23 protein-coding genes and 1 pseudogene are annotated in these 22,931 nt (G+C 41.5%); 3 read left to right on the top strand and 21 right to left on the bottom strand.

Annotated elements, in window-relative coordinates:
* Window positions 1–105: 105 nt before the first annotated feature.
* The 3 genes from BA1_RS02260 to BA1_RS02250 all read right to left on the bottom strand — a co-directional run bounded on the left by BA1_RS02260 (window position 106) and on the right by BA1_RS02250 (window position 3,182).
* Window positions 106–903 (bottom strand): DUF2268 domain-containing putative Zn-dependent protease, encoded by a 798-nt coding sequence (locus BA1_RS02260; RefSeq protein WP_008355281.1) that lies wholly within the window; start codon window positions 901–903, stop codon window positions 106–108.
* 77 nt (window positions 904–980) lie between these two features.
* Window positions 981–2,222, bottom strand: a complete 1,242-nt coding sequence (gene fabF / locus BA1_RS02255) for a beta-ketoacyl-ACP synthase II (protein ID WP_008355278.1) — start codon at window positions 2,220–2,222, stop codon at window positions 981–983.
* A gap of 21 nt (window positions 2,223–2,243) precedes the next feature.
* Complete coding sequence (locus BA1_RS02250; protein WP_008355275.1) at window positions 2,244–3,182, bottom strand: beta-ketoacyl-ACP synthase III; 939 nt, start codon at window positions 3,180–3,182, stop codon at window positions 2,244–2,246.
* Between the two features lie 169 nt (window positions 3,183–3,351).
* On the opposite strand from BA1_RS02250, the gene BA1_RS02245 reads away from it, so the two are divergent.
* On the top strand, window positions 3,352–3,585 hold the full coding sequence (locus BA1_RS02245) for a hypothetical protein (RefSeq protein ID WP_008355274.1): 234 nt from the start codon (window positions 3,352–3,354) through the stop codon (window positions 3,583–3,585).
* A 10-nt stretch (window positions 3,586–3,595) separates the two neighbouring features.
* Here BA1_RS02245 and BA1_RS02240 read toward each other — a convergent pair whose 3' ends face one another.
* The 5 genes and pseudogenes from BA1_RS02240 to BA1_RS02220 form a co-directional block, all read right to left on the bottom strand.
* Window positions 3,596–3,793: a ComZ family protein gene (locus BA1_RS02240; protein ID WP_008355272.1), complete on the bottom strand. Its 198-nt coding sequence runs from the start codon at window positions 3,791–3,793 to the stop codon at window positions 3,596–3,598.
* An 11-nt stretch (window positions 3,794–3,804) separates the two neighbouring features.
* Window positions 3,805–4,764, bottom strand: coding sequence for a BMP family ABC transporter substrate-binding protein (locus tag BA1_RS02235; RefSeq protein WP_008355270.1), 960 nt, complete (start codon window positions 4,762–4,764; stop codon window positions 3,805–3,807).
* 90 nt (window positions 4,765–4,854) lie between these two features.
* Window positions 4,855–5,433 carry a hypothetical protein gene (locus BA1_RS02230; RefSeq protein WP_008355268.1) on the bottom strand — a complete coding sequence of 193 codons (579 nt, stop codon included), beginning with the start codon at window positions 5,431–5,433 and terminating at the stop codon, window positions 4,855–4,857.
* Between the two features lie 75 nt (window positions 5,434–5,508).
* Complete coding sequence (locus BA1_RS02225) at window positions 5,509–6,249, bottom strand: alpha/beta fold hydrolase (protein WP_008355266.1); 741 nt, start codon at window positions 6,247–6,249, stop codon at window positions 5,509–5,511.
* 173 nt (window positions 6,250–6,422) lie between these two features.
* A pseudogene (locus BA1_RS02220) lies at window positions 6,423–6,833 on the bottom strand (DinB family protein); the annotation flags it as partial.
* Window positions 6,834–7,178: 345 nt separating this feature from the next.
* On the opposite strand from BA1_RS02220, the gene BA1_RS02215 reads away from it, so the two are divergent.
* Complete coding sequence (locus tag BA1_RS02215; RefSeq protein WP_003211779.1) at window positions 7,179–7,373, top strand: YjzD family protein; 195 nt, start codon at window positions 7,179–7,181, stop codon at window positions 7,371–7,373.
* A gap of 114 nt (window positions 7,374–7,487) precedes the next feature.
* Here BA1_RS02215 and BA1_RS02210 read toward each other — a convergent pair whose 3' ends face one another.
* The 13 genes from BA1_RS02210 to yjfP form a co-directional block, all read right to left on the bottom strand.
* Window positions 7,488–8,753 carry an MFS transporter gene (locus BA1_RS02210; protein ID WP_008355261.1) on the bottom strand — a complete coding sequence of 422 codons (1,266 nt, stop codon included), beginning with the start codon at window positions 8,751–8,753 and terminating at the stop codon, window positions 7,488–7,490.
* A 167-nt stretch (window positions 8,754–8,920) separates the two neighbouring features.
* Window positions 8,921–9,100 (bottom strand): YjzC family protein, encoded by a 180-nt coding sequence (locus tag BA1_RS02205; protein ID WP_008355259.1) that lies wholly within the window; start codon window positions 9,098–9,100, stop codon window positions 8,921–8,923.
* A gap of 101 nt (window positions 9,101–9,201) precedes the next feature.
* On the bottom strand, window positions 9,202–10,152 hold the full coding sequence (gene argF / locus BA1_RS02200) for an ornithine carbamoyltransferase (RefSeq protein WP_008355257.1): 951 nt from the start codon (window positions 10,150–10,152) through the stop codon (window positions 9,202–9,204).
* Window positions 10,149–13,229, bottom strand: a complete 3,081-nt coding sequence (locus BA1_RS02195) for a carbamoyl phosphate synthase large subunit (protein ID WP_008355255.1) — start codon at window positions 13,227–13,229, stop codon at window positions 10,149–10,151. The genes argF and BA1_RS02195 overlap by 4 nt, the downstream gene beginning before the upstream one ends.
* Complete coding sequence (locus tag BA1_RS02190; protein ID WP_008355254.1) at window positions 13,222–14,283, bottom strand: carbamoyl phosphate synthase small subunit; 1,062 nt, start codon at window positions 14,281–14,283, stop codon at window positions 13,222–13,224. The genes BA1_RS02195 and BA1_RS02190 overlap by 8 nt, the downstream gene beginning before the upstream one ends.
* A 69-nt stretch (window positions 14,284–14,352) precedes the next feature.
* A complete protein-coding gene (locus BA1_RS02185; protein WP_008355252.1) occupies window positions 14,353–15,504 on the bottom strand; it encodes an acetylornithine transaminase in 1,152 nt (383 codons plus the stop codon).
* Window positions 15,501–16,277 carry an acetylglutamate kinase gene (gene argB, locus BA1_RS02180; RefSeq protein WP_008355249.1) on the bottom strand — a complete coding sequence of 259 codons (777 nt, stop codon included), beginning with the start codon at window positions 16,275–16,277 and terminating at the stop codon, window positions 15,501–15,503. The genes BA1_RS02185 and argB overlap by 4 nt, the downstream gene beginning before the upstream one ends.
* A gap of 14 nt (window positions 16,278–16,291) precedes the next feature.
* The gene (gene argJ, locus BA1_RS02175) at window positions 16,292–17,512 is read right to left on the bottom strand and encodes a bifunctional ornithine acetyltransferase/N-acetylglutamate synthase (protein ID WP_008355247.1); all 1,221 of its coding nucleotides are present in this window, start codon (window positions 17,510–17,512) and stop codon (window positions 16,292–16,294) included.
* A gap of 20 nt (window positions 17,513–17,532) precedes the next feature.
* A complete protein-coding gene (gene argC / locus BA1_RS02170) occupies window positions 17,533–18,570 on the bottom strand; it encodes an N-acetyl-gamma-glutamyl-phosphate reductase (RefSeq protein WP_008355245.1) in 1,038 nt (345 codons plus the stop codon).
* A gap of 137 nt (window positions 18,571–18,707) precedes the next feature.
* The gene (locus BA1_RS02165; protein WP_008355242.1) at window positions 18,708–19,256 is read right to left on the bottom strand and encodes an MFS transporter; all 549 of its coding nucleotides are present in this window, start codon (window positions 19,254–19,256) and stop codon (window positions 18,708–18,710) included.
* Window positions 19,253–20,698, bottom strand: a complete 1,446-nt coding sequence (locus BA1_RS02160; protein WP_034738223.1) for an FAD-binding oxidoreductase — start codon at window positions 20,696–20,698, stop codon at window positions 19,253–19,255. Before BA1_RS02160 ends, BA1_RS02165 begins: the two co-directional genes overlap by 4 nt.
* A 116-nt stretch (window positions 20,699–20,814) precedes the next feature.
* Window positions 20,815–21,123: a metal-sulfur cluster assembly factor gene (locus BA1_RS02155; protein WP_008355239.1), complete on the bottom strand. Its 309-nt coding sequence runs from the start codon at window positions 21,121–21,123 to the stop codon at window positions 20,815–20,817.
* Between the two features lie 46 nt (window positions 21,124–21,169).
* Window positions 21,170–21,955: an esterase gene (yjfP, locus tag BA1_RS02150; protein ID WP_008355237.1), complete on the bottom strand. Its 786-nt coding sequence runs from the start codon at window positions 21,953–21,955 to the stop codon at window positions 21,170–21,172.
* A 137-nt stretch (window positions 21,956–22,092) separates the two neighbouring features.
* On the opposite strand from yjfP, the gene BA1_RS02145 reads away from it, so the two are divergent.
* A complete protein-coding gene (locus tag BA1_RS02145; protein ID WP_008355235.1) occupies window positions 22,093–22,905 on the top strand; it encodes a Cof-type HAD-IIB family hydrolase in 813 nt (270 codons plus the stop codon).
* Window positions 22,906–22,931: the final 26 nt, after the last annotated feature.

The raw sequence follows: 22,931 nt of genomic DNA, 5'->3' as shown, positions 1-22,931 counted from the left end.
AGAAAGAATGATCAAAATTTATATTTGTATATTATTACATCGTCATGACGAAATCAAGAAGTATTTAGTAAAATTGTAATATGTCACTTTTTATGTGAATTATTCTCATTGTGACTCTATCGCTTTTAAAAAGGTTTCGGCAGGCTCTGCAATCATAGACTCCTCGCTGATTCTGTGCTCACTGAAATACTTTTTCACGATATAAAACCCAGTTGCGTACCCAAGCATTTTAGGGTAGTTCCCTTTTCCATAAAGGAGGTTCTGTATCAGTCTTTCGTCGTCCTGAACTTTCTTATCAAGGTGACTGGATACCCATTTTTTGTACATGCGCTGAAGCTGCGCTTCGTCATATAAAGTCGTCCACTTTGCTGTATAGCTTTCTCCATACCTATGATACACAGCATATTCAGCGAGCCCCTCCATCATGATTGTATCAAGGAATGTAAAATCTTTTTCTTCTTTCGTGAGAAAATGCAACCTGCATACATGGTGATATTCATGTGTCAGCAATGTAGCAATTCTCTCTTTCGGCGTATGCGGGGATAAAAAAAGAAAGATTTTGTCGTCAAATGCCATACCGGATTGATAGTAAAATTGTTCTCTGATCTCTTTACTGCTCTCATTGACAGGTAAAATAAAGACAGGAACATCAGGACCTTCCCACTCTTTTTGCAGCGCTTTGTATTCTTTCATCACGAGCTTGAAGTACCCTGTTTCTTTGAGCTTGTCGATCATTTCCTGGCAGGCATTCCATGACCGAACCATCCCGTGATGCTGTAAATGAGTGAGAATAGATGACCATTCTTTTTTCGATGCTCCTTTAAAATAAGGGACAAAACGTGCCGCCAGCTCTTGAAAAGATGATGATTGCTCAATGAGATATTGTGTATTGATCAGACCCATACCGCTGAACACCTCCATTTTCATCATATGCAAAAAGGCGGCGATCTGTTTATAGATCGCCGCCTTCTCAGAGCATATTACGCTTCGTATTTTTTGAAAATAATTGTCGCATTATGCCCGCCAAAGCCAAGTGAGTTACTCAAAGCAACTTGTACTTCTTTTGAACGTGCTTCATTTGCTACATAATCAAGATCACATTCTTCATCTGGTGTTTCAAGGTTAATTGTTGGCGGAATGACACTGTCTTTGATCGCAAGAACAGAGAAAATCGCTTCTACTCCGCCGGCTGCGCCAAGTAAGTGACCTGTCATTGATTTTGTCGAACTGATCGCAAGCTGATTCGCATGCTCTCCGAACACTTCTTTAATCGCCATGGTTTCAAATTTATCATTGTACGGCGTGCTTGTTCCGTGGGCATTGATATAATCAATTTCTTCCACTTTTAAGCCTGCATCACGAATCGCTTCTTTCATCGCACGGACGCCGCCTTCTCCGTTTGGAGCAGGTGCTGTAATATGGTATGCGTCTCCAGTTGAACCGTATCCAACGATTTCTGCATAAATCGTCGCTCCGCGTTTTAACGCATGCTCTAATTCTTCGAGAACCACAATCCCCGCTCCCTCACCCATGACAAATCCGTCACGGTTTTTATCAAATGGACGGCTTGCTGTATTTGGATCAGGATTTGTCGAAAGAGCTTTGTTCGCGCAAAAGCCAGCAAACGACATTTTCGTTAAAGGCGCTTCTGTTCCGCCTGTAATCATCGCATCGGCATCTCCGCGCTGAATGACTTTAAATGCGTCACCAATGGAGTTTGTTCCTGTTGCACACGCTGTGACTGTACAAGAGTTAACCCCTTTTGCGCCAAGTGCAATGGAGATTTGGCCTGTCGCCATATCTGGAATCATCATTGGGACAAAGAAAGGACTTACGCGTCTTGCCCCTTTATTTGAATACACTTCGAACTGCTCTTCAAATGTTTCAAGTCCGCCAATACCAGATCCAACCCACACGCCAACACGCGGTGCGATTTCATCGGTAATTTCAAGGCGTGAATCTTCTAGAGCCTTTTGAGCAGCAACGACTGCATATTGTGTGAAGCGCGCCATTTTTCTCGCTTCTTTTTTCTCCATGTAATCTTCGATGTTAAAAGCTTTTAGTTCTGCAGCTACTTTTGCGGTATATTCGCTTGAATCGACACGTGTAATCGGGCCAACACCTGATACACCCGCTACAGCATTTTTCCATGTTGTCTCTACATCGTTGCCAAGAGGTGTCAAAGCACCTAATCCTGTAACAACTACCCGTTTCTTATCCATTAATTTGTGCACCTCACTCTTTTATCGGCCCCATCGCATAGCGATTGCGCCCCACGTTAATCCACCACCAAAACCAACCATTACAATCACATCGCCGTCATGAATTTTTCCGGCTTCGATTTCTTCACATAGTGAAATTGGAATGGATGCTGCTGATGTGTTTCCATATTTATGGACAGTCTTCGACATTTTTTCAACTGGCAGCTCTAAGCGTTCACGTGCTGCTTCCATAATGCGAATATTTGCTTGGTGAGGGATTAAGAAGTCAACGTCTTCTTTAGATAGTCCAGCTTTTTCAATGACGTTTACACTTGATTCACCCATTTGTCTCACAGCAAATTTAAATACTTCTCGTCCATTCATGATTGTATGATCTTTTTCATCTAAGTACAAGTGCTTCCCGCCGCTTCCATCGGCTCCAAGCTCAAATGATAGAATTCCTTTTCCTTCGCTCACTGGTCCTAGTACGGCAGCGCCTGCTCCATCTCCAAACAAGACAGCCGTATTGCGGTCATCCCAGTCGGTAATGCGAGAGAGCTTTTCTACACCAACGACAAGTACATGTTTGTATGTGCCTGATTCGATAAATTGTTTTCCAGTAACAAGCCCATACATAAAGCCAGCGCAGGCAGCGCTAATATCCATTGCACATGCTTTATGTGCACCGAGATGCTCTTGAATCATACAAGCGACTGTCGGAAATGCTTGATCTGGCGTAACTGTCGCTACAAGAATCATATCAATATCTTCTGCAGCTACATCTGCATCAGCTAATGCTTTTTTTGCAGCAGCAAGCGCCATATGAGATGTATTGACATCATCAGATGCAATTCTTCTTTCTTCTATACCTGTTCTAGTACGAATCCACTCGTCAGAAGTTTCAACCATTTTTTCTAAATCACGATTTGTTAATACTTTTTCAGGTATATAGCGGCCAAGGCCAATAATTCCAGCATTCATTGAATAAGACTCCTTTTACTCATACGAGCATATAATATTGTGATCTTATATTAGTATCTGGTACTAATTTTACCTTATTTTTTTCTCCTTGGCAATACAAACGTCTAACCTTTCCTCTCACTTTTTTCATAGATTAATGATATACCAATAGTAGAAAGGAACATGTGATATGGCGCAAAAAGATATTTTCTCAGCAATGATGTTTGGACAGCCGCTTGAAAAGGAGAAAAACAAATCAGAATCAAAGGAGGAACGCAAGGATTCATCTTCAAGTGATGACTCAATTGACTATATGCATGTCATGAATCAGATTGGGAACATTATGAATTCGATTGATGAATTGAAGCCTGTGTTTAAAGATGTCGGCCCTATGATTAGTGCCTTCAAGAAAAAATTATCATAAAAAAAAGCCACTATTGTGTGGCTTTTTCTGATTCTGCATCTGCTCTTCCAAGCTCATATGCCTCTTGCATGACAGATGTAAACAATGATAGAAGCGGCTGAAGTGCTTCTGGATCAAGCTGAACCCCTGCTTTATCTAATTCTTCTTTTGCTTGCGGAAAATACTTCATCGCAATTTGTAAAAACTCCATCGATTTTTCGTTCTGCATGTTCAACGTCCTCACTTTTCATTAGGCAGTTTGCCCGTTTTTTTGTAATACGAGATATCATTCTCTATGTCTTTCACAAAATCGCGGTCAATGGTTGAGCTAAATTTACCCATTTCGATCACTCCTTCTTTAAAGTCAAAGGAGTATTCACCTTCGTTTAGTTTGCCTTCATTAAACTTCTTCGCAATGATACTGTACGCTTTATCAACATGCTGTACTGTGCTGGTTAAGACGGTATGGCTTCCAAGGTTCGATTGATCGGTGACATATCCGATCGCAGATAAATTGTCGTTTTTGATTTGTTCAATGACAGGGATATTATAACCATCACCTGCTGGATACACAACATCTACACCTTGTTTTTTCAATTTTTGATAGAGGTTCACAGCTTTGTCAGCATCATCCCAGTTTTCGACAAATTCCGCTAGAACTTGCACATGTGCGTCTTGATATTTTGCCCCTTTGATAAAGCCGTCTACTTCGCTTTGCCAATCATATGTAGCAAGAATACCAATCTTTTTTGTTTTGGACATATGTGCTGCAGTCATGCCTCCGAAAAAGCCCATTGCTTCTCCTTTAAACGTCACGTTTGTGACATTGTCAGCCTGAGGCTTGCCTCCATTGACCGTAATAAATTGTGTTTTTGGATAATCTTCACTGATCAAGTTGAAAATTTCGCTATATTCATTGCCATGGCCAATAATCAAATTGACTCCTTTTTTATGGAACTCTTCAATGGCATCAACGATTTTCTCCTTGTCGACCATGCCTTCCTTATAATAAACATCTACACCAAATGTTGATTGGATATTTAATAAGCCTTTATAACCTTTCGTTCCCCAAACTTGATCATTAATCGTATCGGGGACGAGTAAACCCACCTTCTCAATATGTCCTTTTAAAGGCGCCTGCGAGCAGGCAGATAATAAAAGAAGGAACGAAAAGATCATGACAAGCCGTTGGTACTTCATGCCATGTTCAACTCCCTTTGCAACACGCAGGTATGAACCTGTATGTTAAATATAGGTTTATTTTATACTGAAAAAAGATAAGATGGAAGATCATTCTTGCTTTTTGTCGAAAAATGTTGAGTTTTGTCTTTTCCATTCTGCAATTATTTCCTTTGCTTGTTGGTCATCGGTTTGTCTTTCGACCTTCAATTGATGCGTCATTTCCTGCCTTTGATCAGTGTGTGACGCCCACTTCAAAAGATCCTTTGCGACATCTTCTACAAAAAATGAGTGATCTTCCCTTGTTCTTCTTTTTTCATCGAGTGACCACGGTCCGAACATACGAGGAAGGACAACAGCTGGCACACGTTGTTTGGACGATTCGTCTTTCGGTTCTTCGAAAAGTAATCGGTACATCCCATGTGTTGCTTTCAACTCTGCCTGTTTTTCATGTGAATCCTCTGATTGAATAAAGATGAGATCATACGCCTCTTTGCTATCCTGAAGGTCAATGACACGAACGAGGTCATTTCGGCCGAGCCACATCATCCGCTCTCCTAATAGCAGCTTTTGCTCTTCTGTCTGATCGTGTGGACACGTGATATCGACTTGTATGCCCTCTTTCATCATATATTCACAAAGTGTCAGGCCAAAAAATTCATCTGCACCTATGATCAATCCTGTTTCCATCTTCATGTCCCCTTTTTTAGCATATCGAATAAAAAGAAGAGCCCTTTCTATGAAGGGCTGTTATCATCCTATTCATTATAGTTCTCTTTCATGCGATTTATAAAACTTGTGAATGGACTGAAAGATTCTTCTTGGATGATCAAACATATGCAAGGTCTGATCGACCTGACCATGGTCTGCATTCATCATGTGCTGATCAATAAAAGGTTTTGCATGCAGCTCATACGCGTATGGTGCAACATTTAACCTTTGCCATATATGAATCGGTACATGAGCTGAATGAACGGGGCAAGAAGGAAGTGGATACGTTTCTGCTTCCTGTTCAGAGCAGCCGTAGCTCTGCGCCAGCTCCCTGATCAGCTGTTTGTAGAAAAATTTATGCTCTTTCTCCCTCTCTCTATGTGCACTAAGATCTAAACAAGGATTGAGCATTGCAATGGATCTTAACACTTCCGGCATTTCTTCAGCAAGACTCATCGCAATAAGTGCCCCCATTCCTTCTGCAAGCACATGAATCTCTCGGTTTAATATTTCTTGTTTTAATGAATAATGAATGAGTTGTTTAGCATCAAAGACAGCGTCTTCACATCCCCAGTGGTTGCCATGAAGATGACTATTAAACAATGTATACCCTTCATCCTTTAAAGCAGTTAAAAGCTGGTTTCTCCCATAATGCTGAAGCCAGAATGATGTATTTTCCTGCACAAAGTGATTCCGGTCACCGAGGATTAGAATGCCAAAGCCATTTGGTTTTTGAGGAAGGTGGATGACGTTCCACTGGGAACCAAGCTGAATAAAACGTTCACTTACACCCATATGGCTAGCCTCCTTTCAGTGATTCTGCTTTCTATGATATGAGAAACAACTCATCTACGAATAAGGAAATCCCCTAATATGAAAGAAATCTTCTTAATCTTTTAAGTGAATCTGACATTTGATGGAAATATATAAGCAGTTCTTTCCTATATCGTCAGAACTTTTTTGATTGATTATAAACATTTTTTAATATCAAGAATCGCTTGCAGGTGCATTCCCTCGTGAAAGATGGTTCGAATCAACACTTGTTCAATGGTTCGCATCCCCATTTCAGTAGGGGGATATTCGACTTCTAAGCGACGTGAGTATTTTTGCATTATTTTACCAGTCTGTTCTTCCAGCCTTTTTTTTAATTGTAGATAAGAAGGCGTTTCGTCTGAAAAATGATCTGGTGTGGTCCCATAACCAAACCATTTGCGAAAAGTATCTGGAACCTCAGTTTTCTCTTTCGTTAAAGTCTCAATCCATAAGTATTGATCCAAGTAAAGATGTCCCATATTCCACCTGATATTATTATGAAAATGATTTGGGATGATCTCAGCTTCATCTGCACTTACATCATCTAAACTATCTAAAATAGCAGCTCGATAAGTCTCTAACTATTTGAAAAGATTCACATGGCGTTCTTTCATTCTTGTTCCCCTTTCTTATAGGTCAAATATTTTTCATGTTACTTATTATTCAGCGCGTTTTATTTTTTCTCTTGTGCATTTCCCTGTCTACGTGAAGTACAGTCACTTCTTATTATTGGGGCTTCAGTACGAATCCTGCAATAAATACCTGTTTTATCTGCGGGGAATCATCACATTCAACCACTTGTTAAAGTCAAATGATGAAAATGCTCACAATTGGAGCAAAACAGTCTTTTCTCTAAACTCGTATCTATGGTATGATAATCAATAGATTGTTACATAAAGGACGGTGGAATAATGCATTACATTATCACCCTCATTTGGACTTTTCTGCTGACACATATGGCTGGTTACATCGTTGCATCTATGAATGGAGCTGCTTATGATTTTACGTTAACTTCCATTCTTGCAGTAGTGTTTACGGTTATTTTATTCATCTTTGCTGAAGTAAGTCCAATGAAAGAAACGGAAAGTTCAACAAAACATTCTTAATATGGCTGAAAAAGAGCTGAAATCATTTATTTCAGCTCTTTTTCTTTTTTTCAGCGTGATGTGAAAGCGGCATGCCAAAACCCCCTGTTTAGCAACCAGGGGGTTTTTAATGATTTATACCTCAACCGTTTCGGACTTCTGTTTGTCAGCGGTCAAATGGCTTTTTGCAAGCCCTGTAAACAGGAAGATCGCAATGCCTGATAAAATTTCAAGCACGCCTCCCCCAGCAATGACAGGCCCCGCTCCAAATCGTTCTGCCAGAACGCCCGATATAACAGCAGCAAGCGGGAGAAAGACATTGGATGACGCATTGATCACTGCATAGACTTGCGGCTGATCTTCTTGGTCAACAGAGGTTTGGATAATGACCATTTCCGGAACATTAATTGCACTGACCGCTGCACCAAAAATAAAGGAAGCAAAAAGAACGACCGGCAGCCATGTGCTCATCCCTGTGATAAAGAATGCGGCCCCTTCAATCATGCCAGCGACAATAAAGAACAAGCCAAACCGTTTAATTTTCACCTTCGCCAGCGCAAAGCCCATCATAAACGCACCGACTGCGGCGACGCCTCTTAAAATGGAATATACCATTGCATCACTTTGCAGCGCTTCCGCTACGTATACAGCGGATAATGCCTGCCACGGAGCCGCTGCGACATTCATTAAAATACAGTAAAGGGTCAGCGCAAATAAGATATGATGATTTTTGACGACTAGAAAGCCTCTTTTTAGGTTGTACAGATATGTATTCTTTGCTTGTTTAATGTCTGCTGCTTTTTCTTTGCCTGACTTCTTCAGTTTGACGCCAATAATAAACAGGCCAGATATGATAAATAAGACAGTGGTGATCAAGAGGGTATCTGCAGGTCCAATTAATTTGACCAAAAGACCTGCTACCATCACTGCAGCAAGAGCGACAATTTCAAAGGAAGATTGCAGGATGGCATTTGCTTTTTGAATGAGATGCTTCGGAACAATCTGCGGTAAAATCGCCACAGAAGCTGGGTTATATGCTGCACCTGTTGCCGATTGAATAACCATTAATGAGATCAATAACCATAGAGGCAATATGTGCGAAAAATGTAGTAGTGGGATGATGAGTACAATTGTTGCTCGAACGACATCTGAAGCGAACATCCATTTAGACAAATGGTGTTTTTTCATAAGAGGTCCTAGTATTGGGGCTAACAATGATGAAGGAAGAACTGTCACTGCTAGAAGAAGTCCTGTACCGAGCGCTCCATCCCCTCTTAAAATCAATAGCCAAAGAACGGATGTAAAAGCAAAACTTTCGCCTGTATTTTTTATGAGCCTTGATATGAATAATGAGGTGAAGCGTTTATTCCAAACACTTTCACTGAGATTCATCTTTTCCATCACACAAATCCTTTCAACTGTTTACTATTTACATATTTTACCTCATTTTCTCTTTTTTTCATACTATTTATTTGAAAATTTGAACTTAATTGTTTTTTATTATAAAGAAAAAAGAGGCATGACACATGCCTCTAAAGACTTATTCATACAGACTCTTAGTCAATTGCTTACGGCTTTCTTTGGTAGGTCCAAACACGGTTATGGTTCGAGTTATCCGGAAAGACGTCGCCTGCTTTAAGCTTAATCTTTAAAGGATCTTTTACCATACTGCCGGTCTCACCGATTTCGATATAGATACCATTATTAGGTGCTTTATTCCCAGATTTAAACTGATGCTGCTGACTCATTTCCATCCTCCTTTCTCGATTGTTGTTATTATGTCCCGTCCATTGCCTCTCCAATCCAATATGCAAAAAGTCCCTGCTCATTCGAGACAGGGACACTTGATCTATTTTGGTTGTTGATACATGAGCTCTTTAATTAACGCTTTTTGCACATGCAAGCGATTTTCTGCCTGCTGAAACACCTTTGAGTGCGGTCCATCAATGATATCAGCTGTCACTTCTTCTCCGCGATGTGCCGGCAGACAATGAAGGAAGATATAATCTTTTGCGGCATGACGCATGAGGTCAGTATTGACTTGATATTCTTTAAATTCAGCTAGACGTTTCTCTGTTTCAGCTTCCTGCCCCATGCTTGTAAATACGTCTGAATAAATGACATCTGCATGCTGAACAGCAGCTACTGGATCTGTTGTGACGATCACTTCTGCACCTGATTGTTTGGCAAACTCACGAGCAGTGTCTGTCACGTCTTGAAGTGGTTCATAGCCTTTTGGTGATGCAACAGCAATGTCACAGCCTAACTGCGCACAGCCGACCATCAAGGAATGAGCCACATTATTTCCATCACCGATATATGCCACTTTCACACCTTTTAATGTTCCTTTTGCTTCTTTTATTGTCAATAAATCAGCAAGTGCCTGACATGGATGTGAGTAGTCAGTCAATCCGTTTATGACAGGAATGGATGCGTATTTTGCAAGTTCTTCTACCTTCTCATGTTCAAAGGTTCGAATCATAATACCATCTACATAGCCAGACAGCACCTGGGCGGTATCACTAATTGTTTCTCCTCTGCCAATTTGCAAATCATTTGAGCTGAGGAAAAGTGCATGTCCCCCTAGCTGCGTCATTCCCGCTTCAAACGAGACACGGGTTCTAGTTGAAGATTTTTCAAAGATCATGGCTAACGTTTTTCCTTTGAATAAATCTTGATATGGATGTTGTTTCATTTCTTCTGCTTTTTCAATTAAGTAAGCAATGTCATTGATTGAAAAATCTTTTAGCGATAAAAAGTCTTTTCCGTATAATGTGGGCTGTACGTCGACTTGACTCATGCCGTCACTTCCTTTTTATATAATTCATGGAGAGATACTGGTGACACATCTCCATCTTTCCCTTGCAGGAATGCTTGAGCTGTTTCATATTCGGTAAGGACTTGAACACCATGTGTGAGGGCTTTTACACGCTGGTCTTTTGCTTCTTCATCCCCCCCTAAATGAATGTGAAGAGATTTATCATCTTGTTGCAGCCAAGATTCAAAGCTGGCCGTCCAGACGTCAAAGCCTGCACGTTTCGCTGCATTTATTAATTGTTCACTGCCTTGTATAAAAAGACTTCCTTTCTTTTGCCAAATTGGCGCAAACACTTTTTTCAAGGCGCTTTCTACATTCTTGCCTACACACATTCCTTCACCTGTCGCTTTCATTTCAGGTGTCAGTTTTAAATCAATATCTTGAATGGCATGAGACGAGAAGACTGGGAATTTAACAGCTGTTCCCCCTTTATTCTTCGTTGAAGGGTTCAATTCTTCAAGCGTCGCACCAGCTAATAACTGGGTAGCCATTGGAATCATTTCAATGCCCATGACTTTACTAACAACTGGGACCGTTCTGCTTGCCCGAGGGTTCACCTCTAATACAAGCGCCTGATCCCCTTTGATCACAAATTGAATATTCATGATGCCTTTAAATGCTAATTTCTTTGCTATTTGTTCAGAGGCGCTGTACACCTGCTGTTTGATGTCCTCACTGATGGAGACACTTGGTAAGATGGCAAAGCTGTCACCTGAGTGTACGCCCGCTTTTTCAATATGCTCAACGATCGTTGGAATGAATGTCGTTTTGCCGTCAGAAATGAGATCGACTTCAACTTCTTTTCCAGTGACGTACTCATCAATGAGGATCGGATAAGGCAAATGATCCGGCTGATCAAGCAGTGATGCCAATTGATCTTCTGATTGAACAACGATCATCCCCATTCCGCCAATGACATACGATGGACGAATAAGGACAGGATACCCGATGCTTGCGGCATGCACGAGTGCTTCCTCTTTTGAATGAGCTGTATCTCCTTTTGCATGAGGCAGATTCAGTTCATCAAGAAGCTGATAGAACAAATCACGATCCTCTAATGCATCTAATGTGGCAAAGGATGTACCTAACAAAGTGACTCCGGCTTTTTCTAAACCTTCTGCCACATTAATCGCTGTCTGTCCGCCAAACTGAACGATGACAAAATCAATTTGTTCCGCTTCAACTACGTTTAAGATATGCTCTAACGTAATTGGCTCAAAGTATAAACGATCGGCAATCTCATAATCGGTACTTACCGTTTCTGGATTATTGTTCATCATGATGGTTTCAAATCCAAGCTTTTGCAAGGTAAGAACTCCATGCACAGCACTATAATCAAACTCGACTCCTTGCCCAATTCGAATCGGACCTGAGCCAATGATGAGTGCACGCTGCTTTGTTTTCTGCTGATGCTCGCCATCACTTTTTCCAAAGTACGTAGAATAGAAGTAATTCGTTTTCGCATCGAATTCCGCAGCACATGTATCGACAATTTTAAATGAAGCAGCAATGCCATATTCTTGACGAAGCTGTCTAATCGCTTCTTCACTGCTCCCCGTGAGAAAAGCGATTGTTTCATCAAGGAAGCCCTTTTCCTTTACCTTTTTCAAAGTGTCTTTTGATAACGTTCCCTTATGCTCCTTCAGCTCCTGTTCAAGTGTGATCATATGCTTGAACACATGTAAGAAAAATAGATCAATTTTCGTCACTTGATGAATCGTTTCAACCGTTTCTTGTCTGGAAAGAAGCTCCATGACAGCGAAGAAGCGGCGATCGTCAGGTGTTTTGATTAATTCAAATAATTGTTCAGTTGATTGTTCTTTCAGTTCGGGCAAATGGAAGCCTTTTGTGTTGATCTCAAGTGATGCGACTGCTTTTTGAATGGCGGATTCTAAATTACGGTCAATGGCCATGACTTCACCAGTCGCCTTCATTTTTGTGCCTAATTTGCGATCTGCCTGTTTAAATTTATCGAACGGCCAGCGCGGGAATTTCACCACAACATAATCGAGTGCCGGCTCAAAGCTAGCATAGGTTGTACCTGTGAGCGGGTTTTTCAATTCGTCTAATGTATAGCCGACCGCAAGCTTTGCGGCCATTTTGGCAATCGGATAGCCTGTTGCTTTTGATGCAAGAGCGGAAGAACGGCTGACCCGAGGATTGACCTCGATGACGAAATATTCTTTGCTGAGTGGATCAAGAGCAAATTGGATGTTGCATCCGCCAACGACATCCAGTGCTGAAATGATTTTCAGACTCGCTGAGCGGAGCATTTGATAATCCTGATCCGTTAATGTCTGTGACGGTGCAACGACAATCGAGTCTCCTGTATGCACACCAACTGGATCGATATTTTCCATGTTACAAACAGTAATACACGTATTTTGACGATCTCTCATGACCTCATATTCGACTTCTTTAAAGCCCGCAATGCTTTTTTCTACTAGACACTGGTGAATCGGACTCGCTAGAAGGGCCCCTTCAATGAGCGGTTTAAAAGCCTCTTCCGTTAAAGCGATTCCTCCCCCTTTACCGCCAAGTGTGTAGGCTGGTCGAAGAATAACAGGGAAGCCCACTTCTTTTGCAAATTGAAGCGCGTCTTTCGCATTATCCACAATTTCACTTTCTGGTACAGGTTCGTTCAAATGCTTCATGAGGGCACGGAATTTCTCACGATCTTCACCGTTTTCAATTGTTTCAACTGACGTACCGAGCAGTTTCACCCCATGCTTTTTTAGCACGCCGGCTTTTTCTAACTCGACAGCAAGGTTGAGCGCCGTCTGTCCGCCAAGGTTGGCTAAGAGCCCATCCGGTTTCTCCTTTTCAATGATTCTTGTCACTGAATCAACTGAAAGCGGTTCAAAATAGATTTCATCAGCAAATGACTCGTCTGTCATAATGGTTGCCGGGTTGTTATTGACTAAAATGACGTTGTAGCCTTCTTCTTTTAAGGCCATACATCCTTGTGTACCTGAGTAATCAAATTCTGCTGCCTGACCAATGATGATTGGACCAGACCCGATGACTAGAATGGTTTGTATGCTTTGATCTTTAGGCATGTGCAACTTCTCTCCTTGCTTGTTTCACTTTCTCAATAAAATCATCGAAAACCCATTCACTTTCAGCAGGCCCTGGGTGTGCTTCTGGATGAAACTGAACTGACATAATCAGCTTCTCTTTATGAATGAATCCTTCAACAGATCCGTCATTCACGTGGAGGAATTTGACGTCCACTTCTTTGTCATTCATGCTTTTTTCATTGACTACGTAGCTGTGATTTTGACTTGTCATAAAGACACGTTTTGATTCTGTATCTTGTACGGGGTGATTCGCTCCTCTGTGCCCAAAAGGAAGCTTATACGTATCTCCGCCGAGTGCAAGAGCAATTAATTGATGACCTAAGCAAATACCAAGTGTTGGGAAGGTCATCATGATGTGATGAATGGTCTTTAAATAAGGCTTCATTGTTTTGGGATCTCCAGGTCCGTTTGACAGCAGAATCGCGTCTGGCTTGATGTCAAACACCTTTTCCATTTGCTTGTATGGAATGACTGTTACTTGACAGCCGCGCGCCTCAAGTGAGTCTGCAATTGACTTTTTAAAGCCAAAATCAATGAGCGCCACATGTTCTTGACCGCTGCCTTGTGTGTAGATCTCATCTTCTGTTACCTGCTCGACCACATTGACTTGCTTCATCGCCGGCGGCGTTTCGTTTTCGTCTAAACTGAGGACAGCATTCATTGTGCCGTTTGCCCGGATTTTCTGCACAACAGCGCGGGTATCTGTATGTGTAAGAAGCGGAATGTTCCACTTTTGTAAATATTCTTTTATGCTTACCGCTGCTAGATGGTGAGAAAAGTGCTCCGCTGCCTCATAGACAACCACAGCTTTTACTTGTGGTTTTTTGCTCTCAAAGTCTTCATGATTGATGCCATAATTTCCGATGAGCGGATACGTGAAAACAATGATCTGTCCTTTATAGGAAGGGTCTGTGAGCACCTCTTGATAACCTGTCATGCCTGTAAAAAAGACCACTTCACCAGTCATGCCAGCATCTCCTGTCAGATCTCCTTCAAAAGAGGCTCCATCTTCTAAATTTAAATAACCTTTCATGCTTGTGTCACCCCAAAATGAATAATTAATTATATAAATGTATTTTTATGCGAATTGATGTAAAAAAATTTACACTGTCACCGTTTCATTTGCTAAAACTTGAATAATCGCTTCTATTGCTTGATCCAATTCTGCTTTTTCCACATTGAGCGGAGGTAATAAACGAATGACATTCGGACCCGCTGGAAGCACCAGCAAACCTTGTTCTCTAAGGGCTGTAATATAATCACCGACTGGCTGATGACACTCAATCCCCGCCATTAATCCTTTTCCTCGTACTTCTTTTACGATGTTCAGCTGTTTGACATCTTGCAGTTTTGTTAAAAGGTAAGCACCCTTTTCTTTGACCTCTGAAAGAAATTCTTCTTTGAATATCACATCAAGAGTTGCGTTCACAGCTGACATGGCGAGCATGTTGCCACCAAATGTTGTGCCATGTGAACCTGGTGAGAATGCGTCTCCTAAAGCTTTTTTTCCTATCACCGCACCGACTGGGAAACCATTTCCTAACCCTTTTGCAGCTGAGATAATATCAGGATCAAGTCCCGCTTGCTCGTATGCAAATGCTGTACCTGTTCTTCCAATGCCCGTTTGGATTTCATCTACGATGAGCAGTGCTTGATGTTTTTTGCAAAACGCTTGAACTGCCTCTAGAAATTCCCCTGTAGCCGGATTCACTCCACCTTCACCTTGCACCACTTCCAGCATGACCGCTGCCACATCATCTACTTCACATGATGCAATAGCTTCAGGGTCATTAAACGGTACATAATGAAAGCCTTCCAGCATCGGTCCAAAACCAGTTTTGATTTTATCTTGACCTGTGGCAGCCATACCAGCATACGTGCGCCCATGGAAAGAGTGCAAAAATGTCACAATATTTGTTTTCCCTGTCGCTTTACGTGCTAATTTAATGGCTCCTTCATTTGCTTCAGCCCCGCTATTGCAGAAAAATACGAGATCCCCTGAACTGTTTGCTGCCAGCTTTTCTGCTGCTTTTTCTTGCAGACCATTTTCAAACAGGTTCGATACATGCCAGACCTCGTCAAGCTGCTTCTTGATGGCTTGATTGACCTTTGGGTGATTGTGACCTAAGTTTGTCACCGCAATGCCTTGAATAAAGTCTAAATACTTTTTCCCATTTGTATCGACTGCCCAAGAACCTGATGCCTCTTTAATTTCAACATTCCACCGGCCATACGTTTGAAAGAGATGACTCACAGGACCGCCTCCTTTTGTTTCACAATTCTTGTTCCTTTAAACGTTTCCCCTGTAAAGAGACTGCCTTTGCCATTGACGATCATGACTTCATCCACGTCTCCTGATAAAGCACTTAAAGCTGATTGAACTTTTGGAATCATTCCCCCGGAAATAATTCCTTCATCAATGAGTGAAAGGGCTTCCTGTTCGGTGACGATGTCTAACAGCTCACCATCTTTTAAGATGCCTTCCACGTCTGTGACAAACATCAGTTTGTCGGCTTTCATGGCTCCTGCAACAGCTGATGCTGCTAAATCGGCATTCACATTTAAGGTTTGGCATTCTTCGGTCATAGATAGCGGAGCAATGACAGGAATGAATTGTTTATCCATTAAAGCTTCTGCCATCTCAGGATTGACTTCTTTGATTTCACCAACGTAGCCATACACATCTTGATCAAGAAAATCCGCGATAAGCATCTGTCCATCTTTACCAGATACACCAACAGATGAAATATCATGCTTTGCCAGTTCTGAAACAAAGTATTTATTCACCGTTCCCGAAAGAACCATTTCGGCTACCTCTAACACCGGCTTTGTTGTTTTGCGCTGTCCATCAACAAATTCCGTTTTCACATCTAATTTTTGCAGCATGCTGGTGATTTCAGGACCTCCGCCATGTACGATAGCCAGCTTAAATCCAGCAGCTTGAAGTGAGCGGACATTTTCATAAAAGGTTTCTGAAAGTTCTCGAATGACACTGCCTCCACACTTGAACACGATCGTTTTATCCATGTCTATCCCCTTCATTATGTGCGATAGCTCGCGTTAATTTTCACGTAATCATAGGTAAGGTCACAGCCCCATGCTGCCGCTTCACCATTTCCTTCATTCATTTGAATCAAAATCGTAACCTCATCCTGCTCTAAATACGCTTTGGCTTCCTCTTCTGAAAAAGGCTGTGGTTCATTATGTTTAAACAGACATTGCCCGCCTAAATAAACTTCAACCTCTTCCGGTGTAACTGAAGCTGCGCTATGACCGATGGCTCCGACAATCCGTCCCCAGTTTGCATCCGTGCCATATACGGCTGTTTTCACAAGACTTGAACCTACGATTTTTTTCGCAATGATACCGGCTTCTAAGTTGTTTTTAGCACCTACGACTTTCGCTTCGATTAATTTGGTTGCGCCTTCTCCGTCTCTTGCAATCTCTTTTGCTAAATCCTCACAAGCTCGTTTTAATCCTTCTTTAAACAATGGCCATTCTGGATGTTCTTCATTTAACGCATGATTTTCTGCCATTCCATTTGCCATCACAAGCACCATATCGTTTGTCGATGTTTCTCCATCGACGGTAATCTGGTTAAAAGTCACATCTGTAATGTCACGAAGTGCATTTTGTAAGGCTTCCTGTTCGACATTTGCATCTGTTGTGACAAAGCCAAGCATTGTTGCCATGTTCGGATGAATCATACCAGAACCCTTTGCTGCACCTGAAATAAGAATCTCTTTACCGTCTATCGTCAGGGTGTATGTTGTATTTTTAATGACCGTATCTGTCGTTAAGATCGCCTCTTCAAAATGACCTTTTTCTGCTTTTGCTTCTTTTAGCTCGGTGATGCCTTTTTTGATTTTATCCATATCCAGGCATTCGCCAATGACGCCAGTAGACGAGACGGCAATGTAATCAGGTTCTGTCCCTAACATGTCTGCACAGGCTGCCTGCATGTCGTATGCATCCTTTAATCCCTGCTCACCAGTACATGCGTTAGCGATGGCACTATTGACAATCACACCTTTTAATTGACCCGTCTTTTTTAAGCTTTTTTGTGTGACTTGTAGAGGCGCAGCTTGAAAGTGACTTTGTGTGTATACCGCGGCACTCGTTGCTGGTACTTCACTGACGATCAAGCCAAGGTCTTTTTTTGAATAGCGTAATCCAATATGAATTCCCTTCGCTTCAAAGCCTTTTGGTGATGATACGTCACCGTCTATTTTGACAATTTTTTTCTCATTCAATTCGATCATGTTTGTTGTCTCCCCTGTTCTTATGGATAAAGAGGTGTCATTGTGAGGCCCGCCTCTTCATGTAAGCCTTTGATGATGTTGAAGTTTTGAACCGCTTGGCCGGCTGCGCCTTTCATGAGATTGTCTATGACGGACACGATGGTCAGTCTGCCTGTTCGCTCATCTAAATGAAAGCCAATGTCACAAAAGTTACTGCCGTATACTTCTTTTGTTTGCGGATACACCCCGTGATCTCTTACTCTGACAAAATAGGAATCTTCATAAAAGCCTGTCATACGCTTCATTAATTCTTCTTTTGTGATATCTGATGTCAATTGTGTATACATGGTCGCCATAATCCCTCTTGTCATTGGGACAAGGTGTGTTGAAAATGTGATGTTCGCCGTTTGCGGATTCCATTCTCTTAATACTTGTTCTATTTCAGGTGTATGCTGATGTTCATTCACCTTATAAATTTTAAAGTTGTCGTTCAGCTCTGAAAAATGCGTGCCAAGCGAAGCAGATCGTCCGGCACCAGACACGCCTGTTTTCGCATCGATGATGATCATGGATTCATCCATTAGGTTCTGTTTCATCAGCGGTGCTAAACCGAGAAGAACTGCGGTAGGAAAGCACCCTGGGTTTGCAATGACTTCCGCTTGCTTAATGGTTTCACGATTCAGTTCCGATAATCCGTACACAGCTTGTTGAATGGATGCTTCATCAGCTGCCCTTCGTTTATACCATGCTTCGTAAGTTGCTCCATCTTGAATACGCAAGTCACCTGATAAATCAATGATCGGCACCCCTTGATTCATGAGCTTTGGCGTGAGTTCACTTGATACGCCTGCTGGTGTCGCTAGAAACACAGCATCTGTTTCTCGCACAATGGCAGCCGGATCAATGGCTTTTAATGTTTGATCAGTAATCGTTGTCAAATGCGGATAAGATTGACTGTATGATTGCCCATCACCACTGGATGAATACAATATACATTCCTCCACATCTGGATGGTGCTTGAGGATACGAACCAATTCCGCACCACCATACCCTGTAGCACCTATAATACCTATTTTCAACGTCAATACACCCTCTTGATCTTTGTGAAATTATTTAACATTATAACATGTATAAAAATTAATTCAATTGTATATTTAATATTTGTTTTCATTTTTTTTCATCAAAAAACCCGCATATCTTCGTAAGACATGCGGATTTATCTTTCCTTTTTGATATTGATGACCAACAGCGCACTGCATAAATATAATAAAGAGCTTGCATAAAAAATGAAATGAACGGTGAAGAAATCAGCTAACAGGCCGCCAAGCATAATGGCGATGGATGAAAAAAGAGCTGTCCAAAAATGATAGTGCCCGACTTCTTTCATTCTTTTCTTCTCATTTGTCAGTTCGGTGACGAGCAGTTTCTCCCCGTGCTTTTGAAAACCGCCAAGCGCACCTAGTGCAAGTTGAATCATATAGACTTGCTCTACTTCTGTAATATGCGGAAAAAGCAGCAACAGAAAAGCCATACCAAACGAATGAATGATTAAAAAGAGCCGTCTATCGGTCGTTTCAGGCAGTTTCCCTAATAATAAATGAATAAACGCACCGCTTAAACCAAACAGTCCATAGGCAAGACCAAATTGAGAATAGCTTGATCCAACATTTTTTATAAAAAGAATGTAAAAAGGGAAGATCAGACTGCTGGCGAAAAACAGCAGGCTTTGTGAGTAGACAAACCATTTAATTGCTTTTGCATTCATTGTGTGTTGTACCTTTCATAAAAGTAATTAATAAATCTCCCATCTGGATCAGCCTGCTTTTTCTTTTGAAAAAACACATCGGTTTTAGGGTACGCCTGTTTCATTTGTTCTTTTGTTTGATAAGGCATGTACGGTAAGTAATAGCTCCCATGATGCCGCAGGGTAATATCCGTCATGTGGCGGATGAGCCGAGCCGCTTTCACCTTTTCTTCTTCCTCAAAACCGTAATTCACAAGAAGGACAAGTGCAAACATATCTTGTGTTGCATACGAAAGATCTGCTTTTTCATTCTGCTGAACATAGCGTATTGTCATATTCATTAAATTCAACTCTTCTTGTTGTAAAAGGTCTCTCAGCTCATCGATATATGCACGAAAACGCTCAACTGGAACAAAGTATTCTTGCAATACATCGGTGTCTGTCTCATTTTCATATTCTAAAAAAGCAGAATCTGACCGCATCACATTGTTTCTTGTGATCAGCTGGTCATTTTGACTTTGGAAATATTTCTTTTGCAAATTCCATAGCAGATCTTTTCCCATATCAAACCTTCTTGACAAGCCGAGCATCAATTTTAAGGGCATGACGAGTTGATCTTCTTTCAACTTGCGGTATGGTTCGATCTCTTGGTCAGGAGAGAGGGAATAATTCGTCACATACATCTCTTTCAAAAAATTTGTTTTCGCTGTTGAGATTCTTGCGAGATGCATGCGGACTTCTTGATTGTCTTTTACATGCGTTTGAAAATAATCAGTGTATTCATCGTAATTCAGAGAGGTTGTTTCCATTTTGTATAATTCATCCCTCGTTAACGACAGCTCCACATCTAAAATGACACCAAACAGACCATACCCTCCAATAACGGCAGTGAATAAGTCATCGCCTGGTTTGACTGTGATGATCTTCCCATCTGCTTTTAAAAGTCTGAAAGAACGAACGGTGTCTATGAGCGACCCGTAGCGAATGTCACGTCCATGTGCGTTTGCACTTAACGACCCTCCAATCGTAAAGATATTTTGAGATTGCATCACCTTTACTGAAAGGCCGTATGGGTTCACATGTTTTTGAATATCATCCCATGTTGCACCGCTTTGGACCCGAATGGTCTTCTTTTTTTCATCAAAAGCTAAAATACGGCGGAATGTCGTCATATCAAGCACGATGCCATTTTCATAATACGTGTGGCCGCCCATGCTATGCTGCTTTCCGGCAATTGAAATGGGCAGATTTTTCTCTTTTGCTTCTTTTAATACTTCTTTGATCGTGTCGATTTCTTTTCCTTGAACGACTTTCTTTATTTTGACAGGCATGAGATGACTGACATCTGTAAAAGCCTCAAGATCTTGCCCTTTAGGCGCTTGACCTTCGTGTATAGTGATAGATGCAAATAATGCAGCAGCATATCCCATCAAAAGAACGATCCATATCCACTTTCGTTTCATTATAGGTACTCCGTTCTGTAAAATTACATCCATTATATCAAGAGATTCTCATCTCCTATCTTAATTTTTCATAAAAAAACTGGTACGAGTTTTCCTCATACCAGGCGTTTTTCTTCTTATTGAATACCAAGCGCAATTTTTGCGTATCTTGACATTTTGTCACGTGTCCAAGGCGGATTCCATACGATGTGAACTTCTGTTTCTTTCACTTCAGGCAGGTCGCTTAATGCTTTTTTGACTTCATCCACGATAACGGGTGCAAGCGGACAGCCCATGGATGTTAAGGTCATGGTCACATCCACTTTTCCATTCTCATCAAGATCGACATCATAGACAAGTCCAAGGTTGACGATGTCTACATTTAACTCAGGGTCAATCACCTGTTCTAGGGCGCCTAAAATATTTTCTTTCAATGCTTCATCCATGATATCCACTCCTTTTTCAACTAGTATAACGTACTTTTCCTTTTGGCTAAACGTTTGTGCTTTTCAGGTGCGTGACAAACCAGTCAATCGTTTCAAACATCGCTTGTCTTGTGACCTTGTGACCCGCCTGCTCATCTGTGATAAACCGAATGAGGTGCTGGTCTTCTTTATATTGGGTTGCCGCTAACTCGTCATATAGCGATTTTGCGTGGCGATATGGGACAACGGGATCGTTTTCCGCATGCCAGAATAACAATGGCCTTTTGTTCAATCGATCCGTTTGCAGCGTTAAATCATAAGGACGGAGAGCGTCTAATTGCTGATTGACTTCTTCGTCCGTGATGTCTTTCATCAATCCTTTGTGACGCATGTCCATGATTTGTGCCTTTAAAAATGTCGTATATTTCGGACTGCCCATCAGGCTGACAGCTGCCTTAATCCAATCATGCTTTGCAAGTGCGCCGAAGGTCGTGATTCCCCCCATAGATGTACCAGCAACGCCAATTAGATCGGCTTCAATCCATTGTTTTTCTTGAAAATGTGTTTTAAGTATGTCAATTTCACGAATTTCGTTCAGGACAATTTCCCAAAACTTTGATGCCAGTTCCTCTAAGCTGAGGTTTTCTGATCTTACACCATGATAAGCACAGTCAGGCAAAATGACTCTCATGCCTTTTTCCGCCAAATGAAAGGCGAAATGTAAGTTGTGCTCGCGTGCACTTGTAAACCCGTGAATAAAAAATACAAGCGGCAGCGGTTTGTCTTTATTTTCAGCTTTTACGATATGTAAAAATGGAATATCGCGCGTAATTTGCTCATCAATGGTGATCACAGCCTATGAATCCTCCTTTATCATTCCCGTCTTTGTTTATTTTAACATGTAGACAACGAAGATGTGATAAAGATACACTATAGATAGAGGCACCCGCATTAGCTGCCTCCTATCACTTACAGATCAAAGGAGATTTTATGGAGACTAAACCTTATCTAATCGCACTTGACCTGGATGGCACGTTATTAAAAGATGATAAAACGATTTCTGCGCACACACTTGATGTCATTCAAAAAGTGAAAGACAGCGGGCATCATGTATGTATCTCAACTGGCCGGCCATTTCGTTCCAGCTCTCCTTATTATCAGCAATTACAGCTCGATTCACCGATTGTGAACTTTAATGGAGCGTTTGTCCATCATCCGCTTGATGAAAAATGGGGCAGATTTCACACGTCACTTGATCTTCAAGTCGTAAAACAGCTTGTGGACATAAGTGAGGAGTATCACGTGCACAATGTGCTGGCTGAAGTGCTCGACGATTTGTATTTCCATTATCATGATGAAAAGCTCATTGATATATTTAATATGAATGCAAACAAAGTAACTGTTGGAGACCTTAGGGACAATCTTGGAGAGAATGTGACAAGCGTCTTAATTCATGCAAAGGAAAAAGACGTTGGAGCGATTCGGAGCTATTTAACAGATGTTCATGCAGAAGTCATTGATCACCGGCGCTGGGCCGCTCCATGGCACGTGATTGAAATCATTAAAACAGGCATGAACAAAGCCGTCGGTCTGCAAAAAATCAGTGATTATTATGGCGTTCCCAAAGAGCGAATTGTGGCATTTGGAGATGAAGACAATGATTTAGAGATGCTTGAATTTGCTGGATGCGGGGTTGCAATGGGCAACGGGATTGATGCAGTGAAACGCGTCTCAAATGAAATAACAGATACGAATGAACAAGATGGGATTGCCAAATTCCTAACGAATTACTTCTCGCTTTAATTTTTCCATTCATACATAGGTGAAGG

The sequence above is a fragment of the Bacillus xiamenensis genome (assembly GCF_000300535.1).
GTDB lineage: Bacteria > Bacillota > Bacilli > Bacillales > Bacillaceae > Bacillus > Bacillus xiamenensis.
The sequence above is the reverse complement of the archived record's forward strand: the minus strand, read 5'-3'. Positions and strand labels throughout refer to the sequence as shown.

Coding starts and splice junctions, on each gene's coding strand:
- BA1_RS02260 (WP_008355281.1), bottom strand. CDS start 903: ATGGGTCTGATCAATACACAATATCTCATTGAGCAATCATCATCTTTT.
- fabF (WP_008355278.1), bottom strand. CDS start 2,222: ATGGATAAGAAACGGGTAGTTGTTACAGGATTAGGTGCTTTGACACCT.
- BA1_RS02250 (WP_008355275.1), bottom strand. CDS start 3,182: ATGAATGCTGGAATTATTGGCCTTGGCCGCTATATACCTGAAAAAGTA.
- BA1_RS02245 (WP_008355274.1), top strand. CDS start 3,352: ATGGCGCAAAAAGATATTTTCTCAGCAATGATGTTTGGACAGCCGCTT.
- BA1_RS02240 (WP_008355272.1), bottom strand. CDS start 3,793: ATGCAGAACGAAAAATCGATGGAGTTTTTACAAATTGCGATGAAGTAT.
- BA1_RS02235 (WP_008355270.1), bottom strand. CDS start 4,764: ATGAAGTACCAACGGCTTGTCATGATCTTTTCGTTCCTTCTTTTATTA.
- BA1_RS02230 (WP_008355268.1), bottom strand. CDS start 5,433: ATGGAAACAGGATTGATCATAGGTGCAGATGAATTTTTTGGCCTGACA.
- BA1_RS02225 (WP_008355266.1), bottom strand. CDS start 6,249: ATGGGTGTAAGTGAACGTTTTATTCAGCTTGGTTCCCAGTGGAACGTC.
- BA1_RS02215 (WP_003211779.1), top strand. CDS start 7,179: ATGCATTACATTATCACCCTCATTTGGACTTTTCTGCTGACACATATG.
- BA1_RS02210 (WP_008355261.1), bottom strand. CDS start 8,753: ATGGAAAAGATGAATCTCAGTGAAAGTGTTTGGAATAAACGCTTCACC.
- BA1_RS02205 (WP_008355259.1), bottom strand. CDS start 9,100: ATGAGTCAGCAGCATCAGTTTAAATCTGGGAATAAAGCACCTAATAAT.
- argF (WP_008355257.1), bottom strand. CDS start 10,152: ATGAGTCAAGTCGACGTACAGCCCACATTATACGGAAAAGACTTTTTA.
- BA1_RS02195 (WP_008355255.1), bottom strand. CDS start 13,229: ATGCCTAAAGATCAAAGCATACAAACCATTCTAGTCATCGGGTCTGGT.
- BA1_RS02190 (WP_008355254.1), bottom strand. CDS start 14,283: ATGAAAGGTTATTTAAATTTAGAAGATGGAGCCTCTTTTGAAGGAGAT.
- argB (WP_008355249.1), bottom strand. CDS start 16,277: ATGGATAAAACGATCGTGTTCAAGTGTGGAGGCAGTGTCATTCGAGAA.
- argJ (WP_008355247.1), bottom strand. CDS start 17,512: ATGATCGAATTGAATGAGAAAAAAATTGTCAAAATAGACGGTGACGTA.
- BA1_RS02165 (WP_008355242.1), bottom strand. CDS start 19,256: ATGAATGCAAAAGCAATTAAATGGTTTGTCTACTCACAAAGCCTGCTG.
- BA1_RS02160 (WP_034738223.1), bottom strand. CDS start 20,698: ATGAAACGAAAGTGGATATGGATCGTTCTTTTGATGGGATATGCTGCT.
- BA1_RS02155 (WP_008355239.1), bottom strand. CDS start 21,123: ATGGATGAAGCATTGAAAGAAAATATTTTAGGCGCCCTAGAACAGGTG.
- BA1_RS02145 (WP_008355235.1), top strand. CDS start 22,093: ATGGAGACTAAACCTTATCTAATCGCACTTGACCTGGATGGCACGTTA.